Raw genomic sequence first — 15,299 nt, forward strand, 5'->3', positions numbered from 1 at the left:
TCGGCTCTAGCGCAGGTCGGGGTCGTAGGCGTCCAGCACGCGTTCGAGGGCCCGTCTGAACACCGCCTCCAGATCGACCGGCCCGCTCTGCTCCATGAAGGCCGCGGCCAGTCGCGGATACGCGCCGGTGGCCACCTGGCTGCCCAGATACGCCATCCGGACCGCGTTCTCCTCCTCCACGGACCACGGCATGGAGCGGGTGCGTTCGACGGTGGCGATGTCGTTCGCGGCGTATGTCGTCACGACACCATTGAGCAGGGCGATCAGCTCCGTCTTCGTGCCGGCCGGGACGTCGAGCGGTTCGAGGCAGGCCAAGCAGTGCTCTAGGTAGCGCAGGGTGTTGGGGCTGAAGCCGAACATCCCCGACATCAGGCGCGGTACCCAGGTGTGGCGGTACATGATGGCCCGCGTCTCCTCCGCGTTGCGGAGCATGTCGGCACGCCAGTCGCCCGTGGGTTCGAACAATTCGTGCTCGGCGCCGACGGCGTCCACCATCAGCTCGTACAGGTCCTCCTTGCGCGGGACGTAGTTGTACAGCGACATCGTGCCGCAGCCCAGCTCCGCCGCGACATGCCGCATGGACACCGCATCCAGGCCCTCCGCGTCGGCGATCCGCACCGCCGCCGCCGCGATGTCGGCGCGGGTGAACGCCGGTTTCGGCCCACGGCCGGTGCGCTCGGGGCGCGCCCAGATCACTTCGGGTACGGCCGCTCGGCCCGCCATCGGTCATCACCTCGGCCTCCATCCTAGTTACGTACACCGTACGTAGTGCGCTATGGTCATGCCATGACTTCTACGTACGCTGTACTTAGTGAGGGTCTGGAGAAGCGGTTCGGGGAGGTCCGCGCCCTGCGCGGGCTGGATCTCGCGGTGGCCGAGGGGACGGTGTGCGGGGTCCTCGGGCCGAACGGGGCGGGCAAGACCACGGCCATACGGCTGCTGACCACGCTGCTGCGGCCGGACGCGGGCTCCGCGCGGGTCGCCGGGCACGACCTCGCCCGGGAGGCCGCCGCCGTGCGGAGCCGGATCAGTGTCACCGGGCAGGACACGTCGATCGACGGGGACCTCACCGGACGTCAGAACCTGCTGCTGTTCGGCCGGCTGCACCGGGTGCGCGGTCCTGCCGGCCGGACCACCGAACTCCTCGACCGCTTCGGGCTGGCCGAGGCCGCCGACCGGCCCGCCTCCACCTACTCCGGCGGCATGCGGCGCCGGCTGGACCTGGCGGCGAGCCTGATCCGCCGCCCCGAGGTGCTCTTCCTGGACGAGCCGACGACCGGCCTCGACCCGTCCAGCCGCAACCTCATCTGGGACGCGGTGCGCGACCTGACCGCCGAGGGCACGACCGTGCTCCTCACCACCCAGTACCTGGAGGAGGCCGACCAACTTGCCGACGACATCGCCCTGGTGGACCGGGGCCGGGTCGCGCACACCGGGTCGCCGGCGCAGCTCAAGGCGCTCGTCGGGGCGCACGCCGAGGTCGTCGTGCCGGATACGGACGCGCTCACGAAGGCGGCGGCCGTCCTCGACCGGCTCACCGGCGCGCAGCCGTCGTTCGACCACGAGCGGAACGCCGTCGGCGCGGTCGCCAAGGACCCGACGCTCACCCTCCCGCTGCTCGTTCGCACGCTGGACTCGGCGGGCGTGCCGCTGCTCGACGTGAGCCTGCGGCCACCGACCCTCGACGACGTCTTCCTGCGCCTCACGGACACCACGACCACCACCACGACTGACGAGAAGGAGCGTGCCGCATGAGCATGCTGGCCTACGACGGGGCCGCGATGCTGGGCCGCCAGCTGCTGCGGATGCGGAACAACCCGGGGCTGCTGATCCTCACTCAGACGATGCCGGTCAGCATGCTGCTGTTCTTCGGCTACGTCTTCGGCAGCGCCCTGGCGATGCCGGGCGAGGCGTACCGGTCGTTCCTCGTGCCGGGCCTGCTGGTGGCGACCGCCGCGGGCGGGATCATGACCGGCATGTTCCAGGCGGCCGGGGACACACACCGGGGCGTGACGAACCGCTTCCGTACGCTGCCGATGAGCCGGGCGGCCGTACCGCTGGGGCAGGCCGCCGCGGACGTGGTGGCCACGGCCGTCGGGACGGTGCCGTTCCTGCTGGTGGGGCTCGCGGTGGGCTGGCGGGTCGAGGGCGGTCCGCTCGAAGCGGCGGGGGCCGTCGGGCTGTTGATGCTGTTCCGCTTCGCCTGCACCTGGGCCGGGATCTACCTCGGCCTGCTCACCCGGAACGAGGAGGCGGCCGGTCAGCTGGGCGGGGCGACGTTCCTGCTGCCTCTGCTGTCCAGCGCGTACATCCCGACGAGCGGGCTGCCGGGGTGGCTGCGGACGGTCGCCGAGTGGAATCCGATCAGCGCGGTGGCGACGGCCCTGCGGGACCTGTTCGGCAACGCGCCCGTGCCCGACGGGTCGGCCTGGCCGGTGGCCCACCCCGTCGCGGGGTCGCTGGTGTGGTGCGCCGTGCTGCTCGGGGTGTTCGTGCCGCTGGCCGTGCGTCAGTACGCGCACGGGGAGCGGTGAAGGCGCGGCCGGAACACCGAAGCCGGACGACGCCCCCGGTCACTGCCGGGCGGGGATGAGGCACCGACTGGGGGCGGGCCGCGCTCGGGTACAGACCTGGCGCTGCTGCGTGCCGTGGGGATGACGGACGACGAGTGCGCAGCGTTGCGCCAGGGGCGGTGTGACCGCCCGAGCGCGGGCCCCTACCTGCCGCCGAACAGCGAGCGGCGCAGACGGCGCAGCGGTGCGAAGAGCGAGACGCGGCGCACGCGCGCTCCCCTGCCGCTGCGGTCCTGCGGTTGACGCGCGGTCAGTTCACGCATCAGCGAGGTCGCCTCGACCGTCTCCCGCTGCGGGACGGCAGGGCCGCCCAGCACCGAGAGGTGGCGGTCGAGGCGCGAACTGGTCGCGCTGCTCCCGCAGGTGATCGCAGGGACCCTCGCCCTGCTGCGCACTGTTATCTGTTCCATGTCACTCCCCACCCGTACGAGTCCACCCGGCCCGGGCAGGTTAACCCTATCGCCCCGTCCGGGCACTCGTGTATCGCGGTCACAGGATTCACCTTCCCCATAAGGGGGTTGACGATGTATCTCCGATTACTCTCCGAATCCGACAGATTTCAGGGCGAGTTGGACGATCGGCTGGCTGGTGGGCTGCGGCGATCCGCCGTCGGGCTCGACGGTTACGGCCAGTGACGTCGCGGAGGCGCCGAGACCCGTCGCGACCAGGGGCGTGTCGCCCTCGAAGAGGCCCAGGGAGCGTGGTTGCGCGCCCGGGCGCATGAGCCACAACTGGTGCACTCGGCCGCCCGGCGGGGCACCGTATCCGCCGAGGGTGACCACCGCGCTCCCCTCCGTGGCGGAAGCGATCACTCCGATGGTTCGGCCCCGCCCGTCCCGGCCGCTGCTCGCACGGGCGTCCGGAGCCGCGAGAACGTGGGCGATCTCACGTGACCGGTCCCGCTCGGCGGTCAGCTGGTCCTGCGTCCGGTTCGCCTGCACCGCGAACAGCGAGGCGACGACGAGGGCCGCTGCGGCGGTGGCCGTGGCGAAGGGCACGAACAGCGGGATCCGGCGCCGCTCCCGCTGCCGCGGCGGCGGCTGGGTCCCCCACACGTGCGGCGGCAGCTGCGGCGCACGCGCGCGTGCCGGCTCGCGTGCCGTGTTCTGCGGCGCCGGGTCCTGCGGAGTCGTCCGTACGGCGGCCATGACTCGGTCGCGCAGGGCGGCGGGGGGCGGGGCGGCCGCGGACCAGGCGAGCCGGACGGCGTCCTCGGACAGGGCGCGCACCTCGGCGGCGCAGCGGCCGCAGTCCCTCAGGTGCTTCTCGAAACGGACCCGCTCCGGGGGTTCCAGGGCGTCGAGCGCGTAGGGCGCGGCGAGCGAGTGCGGGTCCTCGCGGCGGAAGAGACTCATGCCACGCCTCCCAGGCACTCGCGCATCCGGGTCAGCCCGTCGCGCATCCGCGTCTTGACGGTGCCCAGCGGCAGGGACAGCCGCTCGGCCACCTCACGGTAGGTGTAGCCCTCGTAGTAGGCGAGGGTGACTGACTGGCGCTGGAGGTCGGTGAGGCGGTCCAGGCAGACCCGTACCCACTCGCGTTCGAGTCCCGCCTCGACCTCCTCGGTGACCTGGTCGAAGGCCGGGTGGTGGGCCCGCCAGGCCTCCCGCTGCTCACGCTCGCCGGCCGCGCGGGCGCTGCGCACCCGGTCGACGGCACGGCGGTGGGCGAGGGTGAGGATCCACGACATCGCGCTGCCCCGGCCCGGGTCGAACTTCGCTGCCGAGCGCCACAGTTCGAGCAGCACCTCCTGAGCCACCTCCTCCGACTGGGCGGGGTCGCGCACCACTCGCCGTACGAGCCCGAACACCGGGCCGGACACCAGCCCGTACAGGTCCTCGAAGGCCTTCTGATCGCCACGCGCCACGAGCAGCAGCAGCTCGTCCGCCTCCACTCGGTCCCCCTCTCCCAGGCCGCATCGGGCCTGTCCCCTCACACGAGCCATTCGCAACGCACGCACCTCCGGATGGGGTTACGGATCAGCGCGCCGAAAACGCGGGTCGCCCGGCGATGAGACAACTTTCCCCACGCGCCGTAAGAACGTTTGAGATTCGACCAATCCGCTTCGCCGACCGCTCCGAATGGCGTGTGTCAGGCAAGTTGGCACTGAGGACGGACGGCATGACACCTTTCTCCAGGACCGGTGCGGGACGCAGGAGCATCGCGACCGCGATCTGTGGTGCGCTGGCCGCCGGCGGGCTCGCAGCCGCCGGTGTGACCGCGCTGGAACCTGAGGCGGCCTCCGCCTCCAGTCACCGCGAAGCCCCCCTGATTTCGGGGACCCCGCAGTACGACAACACCGACGTGTACGCGTTCGTCAGCCCGGACAAGCCGGACACGACGACCATCGTCGCGAACTGGATCCCCTTCGAGGAACCCGCCGGCGGGCCCAACTTCTTCACGTTCGCCGAGGACGCCCAGTACGACCTGCGCATCGACAGCAACGGTGACGCGAAGGAAGACCTGCTGTTCCGGTACACGTTCAAGACGCGCACGAAGAACGACAAGACGTTCCTGTACAACACGGGTCCGGTCGAGAGCCTCGACGACCCCGACCTCAACATCACGCAGACGTACGACCTCGAACTGATCAAGCTGCGCGATCTGAAGGCGGTGTCGAAGACCAAGGTCGCCGACGACGTGCCGGTGGCGCCGTCGAACGTCGGCAAGGCGTCGATGCCGGACTACAACACCCTGCGCAAGCAGGCGATCCACAAGCTCGCCGGGGGTGCCCAGACGTTCGCCGGGCAGGCCGACGACCCGTTCTTCCTGGACCTCAGGGTCTTCGACCTGCTGTACGGCGGGAACCTCTCCGAGGTCGGCAACGACACGCTCAAGGGCTACAACGTCAACACGATCGCCCTCCAGGTCCCCAACAGCTTCATCACCCAGTCGCACGACCAGCCGGTCGTCGGCATCTGGTCGACGACGCAGCGCAAGAACGCCCAGGGCTACTTCGCGCAGGTCTCGCGCCTCGGCAACCCGCTGGTCAACGAGGTCGTCAACCCGCTGAAGGACAAGGACAAGTTCAACGCGTCCGCGCCGCGGGACGACGCCCAGTTCCTGAAGAACGTCACCAACCCGGAGCTGCCCAAGCTCATCGAGGCGATCTACAAGATCCCGGCGCCCGCCGAGCCGCGCAACGACCTGGTCGACGTCTTCCTCAAGGGCGTCAAGGACCTCAACCAGCCGCCGCACGTGACGCCGTCGGAGCAGCTGCGTCTCAACACCTCCATCAAGCCGGCCGCCGAGCCCAAGCGGCTGGGTGTCCTGGACGGCGACAACGCGGGCTTCCCGAACGGCCGGCGCCTGACGGACGACGTGATCGACGCCTCGCTCCAGGTCGTCGAGGGCGAGCTGCTCGGCGCGAAGAACGACCTGGGTGACGCGGTCGACAAGAACGACAAGAAGTTCGAGAAGGCCTTCCCCTACGTCGCGCTGCCGACGGAGGGCTCGCGCGGCCCGCTCGCCAAGGGCGTGGACGGCGGCAACGACGTCCGCAGCCAGCTCGGCGACGCGCTCCAGCCGGCCGGCGCCCAGGGCTCGGACGACATGCGCCTGATCGCCGCGTCCGCCGGGGCCGGGGCGGGCGGCATCGTCCTGATCGGAGCGGCCCTCATGTGGTGGCGCCGCATGCGGAACCGGGCGTACTGACCCGCTCCGCTCCCACCGACCGGCGCGGCCCGTTCCCCACCCCCCACACACGGGCCGCGCCTCTCCCTCACCACACCCGCACACGCACAGCCGACTGAGGAGAGGTCATGCCTCCGCGTACGACGGACAGCGCACCGGAGAGGCGCGACGACGACCAGCGCCCCGACCAGGAGACCGACGGAGAGCGGTCGGTGGGGCGGGGTCAGGGGCAGGCCGACCCGGGCACCGCCGCCGGGGCGGAAGCGGGGCGGGGCGGGGGCACGGCTACCGAAGCGGGCGACGGGCTGCGCCCGGACTCAGCCGCCGGGGCAGAAGGCGGGACAGGGGGTGGGCACGACACCCGAGATGCCGACACTCCCGGCACGGAGGCTCGTGCCGCGAACGGCACCGGCACCGGCACCGGCACCGGTGTCGAAAGCACGCCCGACACCCGGGACCATCCCCGCGCCGAGACCGGATCCGGCGAAGGCGAGCCTGACGGGCACGGCGGTTCCGACCCTCGCCCCAGAAACGAGGACAACGCCGACGCCGAAAGCGCGACCCGTCCCCAGGCTCCCTCCGGGAGCCACGCCGGTGTCGGCGAGCGCGTGGCCGCGGTGCGGCGGGCCGCTGATGGCGGGCGGCGCTGGCGGGCCGCGCATCTGGCCGGGTGTGCCGCGCTGCTGGCCGTCGCGCTGACGGGTGGGGCCGTCGCCTTCGGGGACGTGGGGGACGGCCGCGCGGGGGCCGGGGTCGAGGCCGTGTCCGCGGGTGGGGCGCCGGCCGCCGGCGTGCTGGCCCGCGGTGATCTCGACTCGGGGATCGAGTCCCTCCAGAAGCATCTTCGCGCCCAGCCCAGGGACTTCGGCAGCTGGGCCACCCTCGGGACCGCCTACGTCGAACAGGCCCGGACGAAGGGCGACCCCTCGCGCTATCCGCAGGCCGAGCGGGCGCTGAAGCGGTCCCTGGAGCTGGACCCGGGCAACGACCAGGCTCTCGCCGGCCGTGCCGCCCTCGCAGCCGCCCGGCACGACTTCACCGCCGCGCTGAAGGACGCCGACCGGGCCCTGAAGCAGAACCCCTACAGCGAACGCGCCCTGTGTACCCGTATCGACGCCCTCGTCGAACTCGGCCGCTACGAGGACGCCGCCGAGGCCGCCCGCACCGCCGACGGCAGGCGGCCCGGGGTGCCCGTCTTCACGCGGTACGCGTACGTGAAGGAGCTGCGCGGCGACGTACGTACGGCGCGTGACGTGCTGGAGCGCGCCCTGGAAGCCGCCGACTCGCCCGCCGACATCGCGTACGTCGCCACCGCCCTCGGACAACTCGCCTGGAACCAGGGCGAGTACAAGACGGCCCTCGACCACTACGCCCGTGCCCTCGCCGCCGACGAGGACTACCTCCCCGCCCTGGAGGGCCGCGCCCGCGCCCAGGCCGCGAAGGGTGACCGGGCGGCCGCCGTCGAGGGACTGGAACAGGTCGTCGCCCGCTTCCCGCTGCCCGGCCCGCTCGTCGCCCTCGGCGAGCTGTACGAGGAACGCGGCGCCGACGGCGACCGGGCGAAGGCCGGCGACCAGTACGCCCTCGTCGACGCCTGGACGTCCCTGGCCCGCGCGGGCGGCGTCAACGCCGACCTCGACTCGGCCATGGCCGCCGCCGACCACGGCGACAAGAAGGAGGCCCTGCGCGCCGCCCGCGCCGAGTGGAACCGCCGGCACAGCGTGCACACCGCCGACGCCCTCGCCTGGGCCCTGCACGTCAACGGCCGCGACGAGGAGGCCCTGCCCTACGCCCGCCGCGCCACCGCCACCGGCTACCGCAACGCCGGCTTCCTCTACCACCGCGGCATCATCGAACGCGCCACCGGGAACGACCGCGAGGCCCGCGACCACCTGAAGGCCGCGCTCGACCTGAACCCCGGCTTCTCGCCGCTCGGCGCCCGCGAGGCCCGTACCGCGCTCAAGGACTTGGAGGGGACCCGGTGACCCCGTGCCGCCTGTTCGCGTCCGGCGCCGCCGTCCTCACGGCCGCCTGCGCGCTCACCCTGCTGCCGGCCGGCGCGGCGAGCGCCCACCCGCTGGGCAACTTCACCGTCAACCGCTACGACGGTCTGGTCGCCGCCCCCGGCCAACTCCGGGTCCACCACGTCGAGGACCTCGCCGAGATCCCGGCGACCCAGGCGGGACCGGACATCGAGCGGCTGGGCATCACCCTGTGGGCCCGCGAGCGGTGCGCCGCGGCCGCCGCCGACAGCAAGGTCACCGTCGACGGCCGCGGCACCCCGCTCACCGCCGAGCGCAGCCACGCGCGCGTGCGGCCCGGGCAGGCGGGGCTCGACACCCTCCGCGTGGAATGCGAACTGACCGCTCCCCTGCCGTCCGGCACGTCGGACAAGGAGACCGTGTCACTCGGCTTCCGTGGCGCGGGCGCCGCCTCGGGCCCGGGCTGGCGGGAGATCACGGCGCGGGGCGACCGTATGACGCTCACCGAGTCGGATGTACCGGAGAAGTCGATATCGGCCGAACTGACCCGCTACCCCGAGGAGTTGCTCTCCTCCCCGGCCGACACCGCGGCCGCCTCCCTGCGCGTGCGCCCCGGTGGTGCGGCCCTGGCCGAGGAGGAGTCGGACGCCCCCGCCGCCTCCGTGCTGCCGCGTGGCGCCGACCGCTGGACGCGGGCCCTGGACGACCTGGTCGCCCGGCACGACCTCACTGCGGGTTTCGCCGCGCTGGCCCTGCTCATCGCAGTCGTCCTCGGCGCGATGCACGCGCTCGCCCCGGGCCACGGCAAGACCATCATGGCCGCCACGGCGGCGGCCCGGGGCGGCCAGGCCCGGATGAAGGACGTCCTGCCCATGGCCGCCTCGGTGACGGTCACCCACACCCTGGGCGTGGTCGCCCTGGGCCTCCTGGTCACGGCCGGTTCGGCGGCGGCCCCCTCGGTGATCGCCTGGCTCGGCGTCGCCAGCGGGATCCTGGTGACTTTGGCGGGCGCGAGCCTGGTCCGCCGCGCCCTGCGCAACCGCGCGCACACCCACCACCACGGCGGCCATGGCGGCCATGGCGGCCATGGCGGCCACACACACGACGACGAGAGCCACAGCCACACGCACGACGACGACCGCCACCAAGACCACGGCCATCATCACGACCACGACCACCCGCACGACCACACCCACCCCCACCCCCACTCCCACTCCCACACGATCGAGCACACCCACGGCGGGTTCACCCACTCCCACCCCGTCGCCCCCACCCTCCGCGGCACGATCCTCATGGGCTTCGCGGGCGGGCTCGTGCCCAGCCCGTCCGCGGTGGTGGTGCTCGTCGGTGCCGCCGCCCTCGGGCAGGCCTGGTTCGGCCTGCTGCTCGTCGTCGCGTACGGCGTCGGGCTCGCGCTCACCCTCACGGCCGCCGGATACGCCGTCGTCAAGGCGGGCAGCGGCATGACCCGGCTCCTGGACCGGCGCCCCCGCTGGACGGCGGGCCCGCTGGCGACCCTGGTGCGCCGGACCGCCCCGCTCGGCTCGGCGTTCGCCGTGGTGGCACTCGGGGCCGGACTGGTGTTCAAGGGGGCGGCATCCGCGCTGGGCTGAGTTACGTTCGTGAGGAGATCCGACGTCATGGGGAAAACAGACCTCGTGGAGATTTCGCCCGGCTGCGAATGGGGGCACCGTGTCCGAAGAACCGGGCCATGAGCGTGTGATCGCGGGCCGCTACCGGCTCCTGGCACCGCTCGGCGAGGGCGGTATGGGGACGGTGTGGCGCGCCCGCGACGAGGTGCTGCACCGCGAGGTCGCCGTCAAGGAGGTGCGCGCCCCGGCCGGGCTGGGGGGCGACGACGTGGGGCGGATGTACGCCCGGCTGGAGCGGGAGGCGTGGGCGGCGGCCCGCGTCGCCAACCGGAACGTGGTGACGGTGTACGACGTGGCGACGGACGGCGGCCGGCCGTGGATCGTCATGGAACTGGTCCGTGGGCTGTCCCTGTCGGAGGTCCTGGACGCCGAGGGCCCGATGCCGCCGCAGCGTGCCGCGCACATCGGCGCCGAGGTGCTGGCCGCGCTGCGGGCCGCGCACGAGGCCGGGGTGCTGCACCGGGACGTGAAACCGGCCAATGTGCTGATCTCGAACGACGGCCGGATCGTGCTCACCGACTTCGGGATCGCCATGGTCGAGGGCAGCTCCGCGCTGACGATGACCGGGGAGGTCATCGGCTCGCCCGAGTTCCTCGCCCCGGAGCGGGCACTCGGCCGCACGCCGGGCCCGGAGTCCGACCTGTGGTCGCTCGGTGTGCTGCTGTACGCGGCGGTCGAGGGCCACTCCCCCTTCCGCCAGGACACCCCGCTGAGCACGCTGCGCGCGATCGTCGACGAGGAGCTGCCGCCGCCGCGCCGGGCCGGGCCGCTGGCCCCGGTCATCGAGGGGCTGCTGCGCAAGGATCCCGCACAGCGGCTGCCGGCCGAGCGGGCCGAGCAGGACCTGCGGGTCATCGCCGCGGGCGGCTCACCGCGCGCGGACACCGTACGGGCGGTGCCGTATCCGCCGACGGTGGCGGCCCACCCCGAGCCCTCTCCCACGCCCCCGATGCCCTTCCCGGGGCAGTCGGCGGCGTCCGGTTCCGGTGCGACGACGACGGCGACACGTCAGGACCGCGACCGCCGGGCCGGCCGGGTGCTGGTCGCGGGCGTGGTCGTGCTGGCGCTCGCGGTGGGCGGGCTGACGTACGCGCTGCTGAACCGCGGGGACGGCGACGCGAACGGCGACCGGGGTGCCGGTGCGAGTGCGCCCGCCGAGACCAGGGATCCGCCGCGGAACACCGGGAACGGGAAGTCCAGCCCTTCCCCGACGCCCAGCGAGAGCGAGAGCGAGGAGAGCAGTCCGCCGCCGCAGTCGGTGCGGGTCGGCCTGGAAGGCACGCGCACGGACTACTCGGGCCCCTGTCCGCCGCCGAACGCTCAGGCGCCGAGGTTCACGGCGACGTTCACGGTGGGGCGGCTGCCGGCCGAGGTGCGCTACCGCTGGGTGACGCAGGACGGCTCGGTGCTCGACGGAGGCTGGAAGACGCTGTCGTTCCCGGAGGGCGACGGCCGTACGAAGCAGGACGCGGTGACCGTGACGACGGACGCGGAGACCGGGACGTTCGAGAACGAGATAGGTGTCGAGGTGCGGGAGCCGGTGCGGACGACGTCCGAGTCGGTGCCGTTCTCGATCAGCTGCGAGACGGAGACCCCGACGGGCGAGGTCTCCCCTTCTCCTTCGGACACGGGTCCGGACGGGGGTTCGGACACGGAGTCGGACCCGGACTCCGGCTGAACGGTCAGTCGTTGGCGTTGAGCACGGGCAGGTAGCCGCCCGACTGGCCGGGCGCCTTCGGGTGGTAGGACTCGCCGATGTTGAGCCAGTTGACGCTGTGCAGCCAGGAGTCGCCGGAGCAGATCTCGTGGCCGGTGAAGGTCGGTCGTACGTCGCCGAAGGTGAAGCCGTGGTTCGCGGCGCGCTTGGCGATGGCGGTGTTGAGGTGGTCGGAGGCGTCGTTGATTGCCTTGCGCTTGGCCTCGGAGAGGCCGAGGCAGGTGGCGCCGAGCCTGTAGAAGCGGGGATAGCCGAGCACGACGACATGGGCGTTGGGTGCCTTGGAGCGGATCGCCGAGTACACGCTGTCGAGTCTGCCGGGCAGCGTGGAGTCGACGTACGCCCGTGCGGTGTTGATGCGGGAGATGCAGGCGCTGTCGGACTGGGTCACACAGGTCGTCATGACGTCGGCGAATCCGGCGTCGTTGCCGCCGACGCTGATGGAGACGAGGCCGGTGCTACTGCCGAGCGGGCCGAGCTGTCCGGACAGAACATCACCCGTTCGGGCGCCGGAGCAGGCCGTGAAATGGAAGGTGGAGGGTGAGTGGGCGGCGGCCCAGAGGTAGGGGTAGGCCTTCGTGCTGCGCTTGCAGTCGCCGCTTGAGCTGATGTAGCTGCCGGCGCCCACTCCGGAGGAGTAGGAGTCACCGAGCGCTGCATAGCCGCCCGTTGGGGCGAGTGAGGACGCCTGCGCCGTGGCTGCCCCGGTGAGGGCGGTGCCGGCGGCGAGGAGGAGCGAGCTCACGAAGACGACAATTCGGGAACGTCTCATGGAACCTCCCTTAGCAGGATCTCTGCCACAACTGTCGTAGCAGCTACGCGTGTTGACAGGAAGTGTCCATGCCAAGCCTTTTCGGCCTTTTCCGGGGCGTGCACGGCGTGTTCACCTCACGTCTTGTTACGCATTCGACACCTCCTGTTACGTGCTCATGACAGATTTGTTGACTAGTGCTCAACTCCCTTGTTCTACGCCGGTAGATGGTCGACGCTTTATCCGGCCGAGGGCGGAACGCGACGCTCCCGGCCGTGTGCGCGAGCACGCGCACATCCCCCACATGACGCGCGCCCCATCCAGGCGCGCGCCGCCTAGAGGAGGACTCCCTCGAATGGCACAACTGCGTAGCAAGAGACTCGGGTTCGCCGCGATCACCCTGTCGGCGACCGCCGCCCTCGTGGGCGGGCTCACCGCCCTCCCCGCCCAGGCCGCCGCTCCCGCCGAGGGCCGGGTGCTCGCCGCGGACTCCCCGGCCGCGATCAAGGACAGCTACATCGTCACGCTCAAGAAGAGCGCGGGCGTGAAGGCGTCCTCGGCCGCGGGCAAGGACCTCGTCGAGGAGTACGGCGGGTCCGTGCGCAAGACGTTCGGCAAGGCACTGAACGGCTACTCCGCCACCCTCTCCGCCACCGAGGCCAGGCGCCTCGCCGCCGACCCGGCGGTGGCCTCGGTCGAGCAGAACCAGCGCGTGCAGCTCTCCGCCACCCAGACCAACGCCCCGTGGGGTCTGGACCGCATCGACCAGACCTCGCTCCCGCTCTCCGGCAGCTACACCTACCCGGACAGCGCGGGCAGCGGCGTGACGGTCTATGTGATCGACACCGGTGTGCGCATCACCCACCAGCAGATCAGCGGCCGTGCCGCGCACGGTTACGACGCCGTCGACGGCGACAACAACGCCTCCGACGGCAACGGTCACGGCACCCACGTGGCCACCACGATCGCGGGCTCGACCTACGGCGTCGCCAAGAAGGCGAAAATCGTAGGGGTGCGGGTGCTGAACAACAGCGGCTCCGGCACCACGGCCGGTGTGATCGCGGGCGTCGACTGGGTGACGAAGAACCACTCCGGCCCCTCGGTCGCCAACATGTCCCTCGGCGGCGGCGCCTCCACCGCCCTGGACACGGCGGTCCGCAACTCCATAGCCAGCGGCGTCACCTACGCCGTCGCCGCGGGCAACAGCAGCACCACCGCCTCCTCGTCCTCCCCGGCCCGGGTCGCCGAGGCGATCACGGTCGGCGCCACCACCCGCACCGACGCCAAGGCGAGCTACTCCAACTACGGCTCGGCCCTGGACATCTTCGCGCCCGGCTCCTCCATCACGGCCGGCTGGCACACCAGCGACACCGCGACCAACACCATCTCCGGCACCTCGATGGCGGCCCCGCACGTCGCGGGCGCGGCGGCGGTCTACCTGGCGGGCCACACCTCCTCCACCCCGGCCCAGGTCGCGTCGGCCCTGGTCGGCGGCGCCACCACCGGCAAGGTCACCAGCGCGGGTTCGGGTTCGCCGAACCGCCTGCTGAAGCTCGTTCCGTAACCGGAACGGACACCAGCACCTGAACAACCGTTCCCCGGAGGCTCGACACGCCTCCGGGGAACGGTTGTTTCCGTCACCGGAACCTTTCAACTTGCGACCCACGAAGCGCATCGCGCAACGGCCAAACCAACAAAAACGTGAGGGGCCGTTCCAGGTCTTGCCATACGGGTTCAATCGTCAATACCGTCATACATCTCACCCGCATCGGTCCGTCAGTACGCGGCTCTAGGGGAGGGCTCAAGGACCGCGACGAACCGACGCGGGGCGCGGTAGGGGGGTGCCGTGCTCGGCGACCGCAACTGTCTCCGAGCCGTGCCGCGCGGTCGGCTGCCGTTTTTCGCTGTCGGCCAGCTTTGCCAGCTCACCCGGCGTGCCCGAAGTTCCATCTCGGTGTGCCACGGGTGAGAACCCCCCTTTCGAACCGGATTGGATCCGGACTGCCCTGGGGGGGCGGTCCACCGGACGAGAGGGACCAGACTCATGAGCTCAGTTCTGCAGCCGGCCGCGGCGGAGCAGCATCCGCCGACCGCCGGGAAGTACCGGCCCATCTCCTCTCACCTGGCCATAGCGCCACCCGTGAGCGTGGTCATCCCGGCCATGAACGAGGCGGAGAACCTTCCGTACGTCTTCAAGACCCTGCCCGACTGGATCCACGAAGTGGTCCTGGTCGACGGCAATTCCACCGACGGCACCGTCCAGGTGGCCCGCGAGCTGTGGCCCGACGTCAAGGTCGTCGAGCAGCGGGGCAAGGGCAAGGGCGACGCCCTGATCACCGGGTTCCAGGCGTGCACCGGCGACATCATCGTGATGGTCGACGCGGACGGCTCGGCGGACGGCAACGAGATCGTGTCGTACGTCTCCGCCCTGGTCTCCGGCGCGGACTTCGCCAAGGGCTCCCGCTTCGCCAACGGCGGCGGCACGGACGACATGACCTTCATCCGCAAGCTCGGCAACTGGGCGCTGTGCACGGTCGTCAACCGCAAGTTCGGCGCCCGCTACACCGACCTGTGCTACGGCTACAACGCGTTCTGGCGGCACTGCCTCGACAAGATCGACCTCGACTGCACCGGCTTCGAGGTCGAGACCCTGATGAACATCCGGGTGGTCAAGGCCGGGCTCAAGGTGCAGGAGATCCCGAGCCACGAGTACCTGCGCATCCACGGCACCAGCAACCTGCGGGCCGTGCGCGACGGGCTGCGCGTGCTCAGGGTGATCCTCCAGGAGCGCTCCAACCGCCGGGCGCTGCGCCGCCGTTCGTCCCAGTCGCCGATGCTCGACTCGGTCCGGGGAGAGGTGTCTTGAGCGGTCCCGGCTTCTCCGTCGTGATCTGCGCGTACACCGAGGACCGCTGGGAGGACATCCTCGCGGCGGTCTCCTCGGTGCGGGCGCAGTCACGGCCCGCACTGGAGACGCTGCTGGTCGTCGAC

The 15,299-nt window shown here is 71.7% G+C and carries 13 protein-coding genes and 1 pseudogene; 9 read left to right on the forward strand and 5 right to left on the reverse strand.

Annotated features, from left to right (window positions below):
- Positions 1-6: 6 nt before the first annotated feature.
- On the reverse strand, positions 7-723 hold the full coding sequence (locus tag AOQ53_RS31325; protein WP_059422386.1) for a TetR/AcrR family transcriptional regulator: 717 nt from the start codon (positions 721-723) through the stop codon (positions 7-9).
- 63 nt (positions 724-786) lie between these two features.
- Between AOQ53_RS31325 and AOQ53_RS31330 the strand changes: the two genes are divergently transcribed.
- Together AOQ53_RS31330 and AOQ53_RS31335 are read left to right on the forward strand one after the other, a co-directional pair.
- Positions 787-1,755 carry an ATP-binding cassette domain-containing protein gene (locus tag AOQ53_RS31330; protein WP_059422387.1) on the forward strand — a complete coding sequence of 323 codons (969 nt, stop codon included), beginning with the start codon at positions 787-789 and terminating at the stop codon, positions 1,753-1,755.
- A complete protein-coding gene (locus AOQ53_RS31335; RefSeq protein ID WP_059422388.1) occupies positions 1,752-2,534 on the forward strand; it encodes an ABC transporter permease in 783 nt (260 codons plus the stop codon). Before AOQ53_RS31330 ends, AOQ53_RS31335 begins: the two co-directional genes overlap by 4 nt.
- Before the next feature lie 182 nt (positions 2,535-2,716).
- On the opposite strand, the gene AOQ53_RS31340 is transcribed toward AOQ53_RS31335, so the two are convergent.
- From AOQ53_RS31340 to AOQ53_RS31350, 3 genes are all read right to left on the reverse strand, one after another.
- Complete coding sequence (locus AOQ53_RS31340) at positions 2,717-2,983, reverse strand: hypothetical protein (RefSeq protein ID WP_059422390.1); 267 nt, start codon at positions 2,981-2,983, stop codon at positions 2,717-2,719.
- 126 nt (positions 2,984-3,109) lie between these two features.
- Positions 3,110-3,928: an anti-sigma factor gene (locus AOQ53_RS31345; protein ID WP_059422391.1), complete on the reverse strand. Its 819-nt coding sequence runs from the start codon at positions 3,926-3,928 to the stop codon at positions 3,110-3,112.
- Complete coding sequence (locus AOQ53_RS31350) at positions 3,925-4,467, reverse strand: sigma-70 family RNA polymerase sigma factor (protein ID WP_059422396.1); 543 nt, start codon at positions 4,465-4,467, stop codon at positions 3,925-3,927. Before AOQ53_RS31350 ends, AOQ53_RS31345 begins: the two co-directional genes overlap by 4 nt.
- A 227-nt stretch (positions 4,468-4,694) precedes the next feature.
- Between AOQ53_RS31350 and AOQ53_RS31355 the strand changes: the two genes are divergently transcribed.
- The 4 genes from AOQ53_RS31355 to AOQ53_RS31370 all read left to right on the forward strand — a co-directional run bounded on the left by AOQ53_RS31355 (position 4,695) and on the right by AOQ53_RS31370 (position 11,518).
- A complete protein-coding gene (locus AOQ53_RS31355; protein WP_059422404.1) occupies positions 4,695-6,227 on the forward strand; it encodes a DUF4331 domain-containing protein in 1,533 nt (510 codons plus the stop codon).
- Between the two features lie 107 nt (positions 6,228-6,334).
- Positions 6,335-8,191: a tetratricopeptide repeat protein gene (locus tag AOQ53_RS31360; RefSeq protein WP_059422405.1), complete on the forward strand. Its 1,857-nt coding sequence runs from the start codon at positions 6,335-6,337 to the stop codon at positions 8,189-8,191.
- A complete protein-coding gene (locus AOQ53_RS31365; RefSeq protein WP_059422406.1) occupies positions 8,188-9,801 on the forward strand; it encodes a HoxN/HupN/NixA family nickel/cobalt transporter in 1,614 nt (537 codons plus the stop codon). Before AOQ53_RS31360 ends, AOQ53_RS31365 begins: the two co-directional genes overlap by 4 nt.
- Before the next feature lie 79 nt (positions 9,802-9,880).
- A complete protein-coding gene (locus AOQ53_RS31370; protein WP_236711874.1) occupies positions 9,881-11,518 on the forward strand; it encodes a serine/threonine-protein kinase in 1,638 nt (545 codons plus the stop codon).
- Positions 11,519-11,522: 4 nt separating this feature from the next.
- Here the strand turns inward: AOQ53_RS31370 and AOQ53_RS31375 are convergent, their stop codons facing one another.
- Positions 11,523-12,329 (reverse strand): SGNH/GDSL hydrolase family protein, encoded by an 807-nt coding sequence (locus AOQ53_RS31375; protein WP_059422408.1) that lies wholly within the window; start codon positions 12,327-12,329, stop codon positions 11,523-11,525.
- 334 nt (positions 12,330-12,663) lie between these two features.
- Here AOQ53_RS31375 and AOQ53_RS31380 point away from each other — a divergent pair, with 334 nt between their 5' ends.
- The 3 genes and pseudogenes from AOQ53_RS31380 to AOQ53_RS43150 form a co-directional block, all read left to right on the forward strand.
- Positions 12,664-13,872 carry a S8 family peptidase gene (locus AOQ53_RS31380; protein WP_059422410.1) on the forward strand — a complete coding sequence of 403 codons (1,209 nt, stop codon included), beginning with the start codon at positions 12,664-12,666 and terminating at the stop codon, positions 13,870-13,872.
- A gap of 480 nt (positions 13,873-14,352) precedes the next feature.
- The gene (locus AOQ53_RS31385) at positions 14,353-15,174 is read left to right on the forward strand and encodes a glycosyltransferase family 2 protein (RefSeq protein WP_059422413.1); all 822 of its coding nucleotides are present in this window, start codon (positions 14,353-14,355) and stop codon (positions 15,172-15,174) included.
- Positions 15,171-15,299, forward strand: a pseudogene (locus AOQ53_RS43150) (glycosyltransferase); the annotation flags it as partial. The gene AOQ53_RS31385 and the pseudogene AOQ53_RS43150, both read left to right, overlap by 4 nt.

Source organism: Streptomyces azureus, from assembly GCF_001270025.1.
Taxonomy (GTDB): domain Bacteria; phylum Actinomycetota; class Actinomycetes; order Streptomycetales; family Streptomycetaceae; genus Streptomyces; species Streptomyces azureus.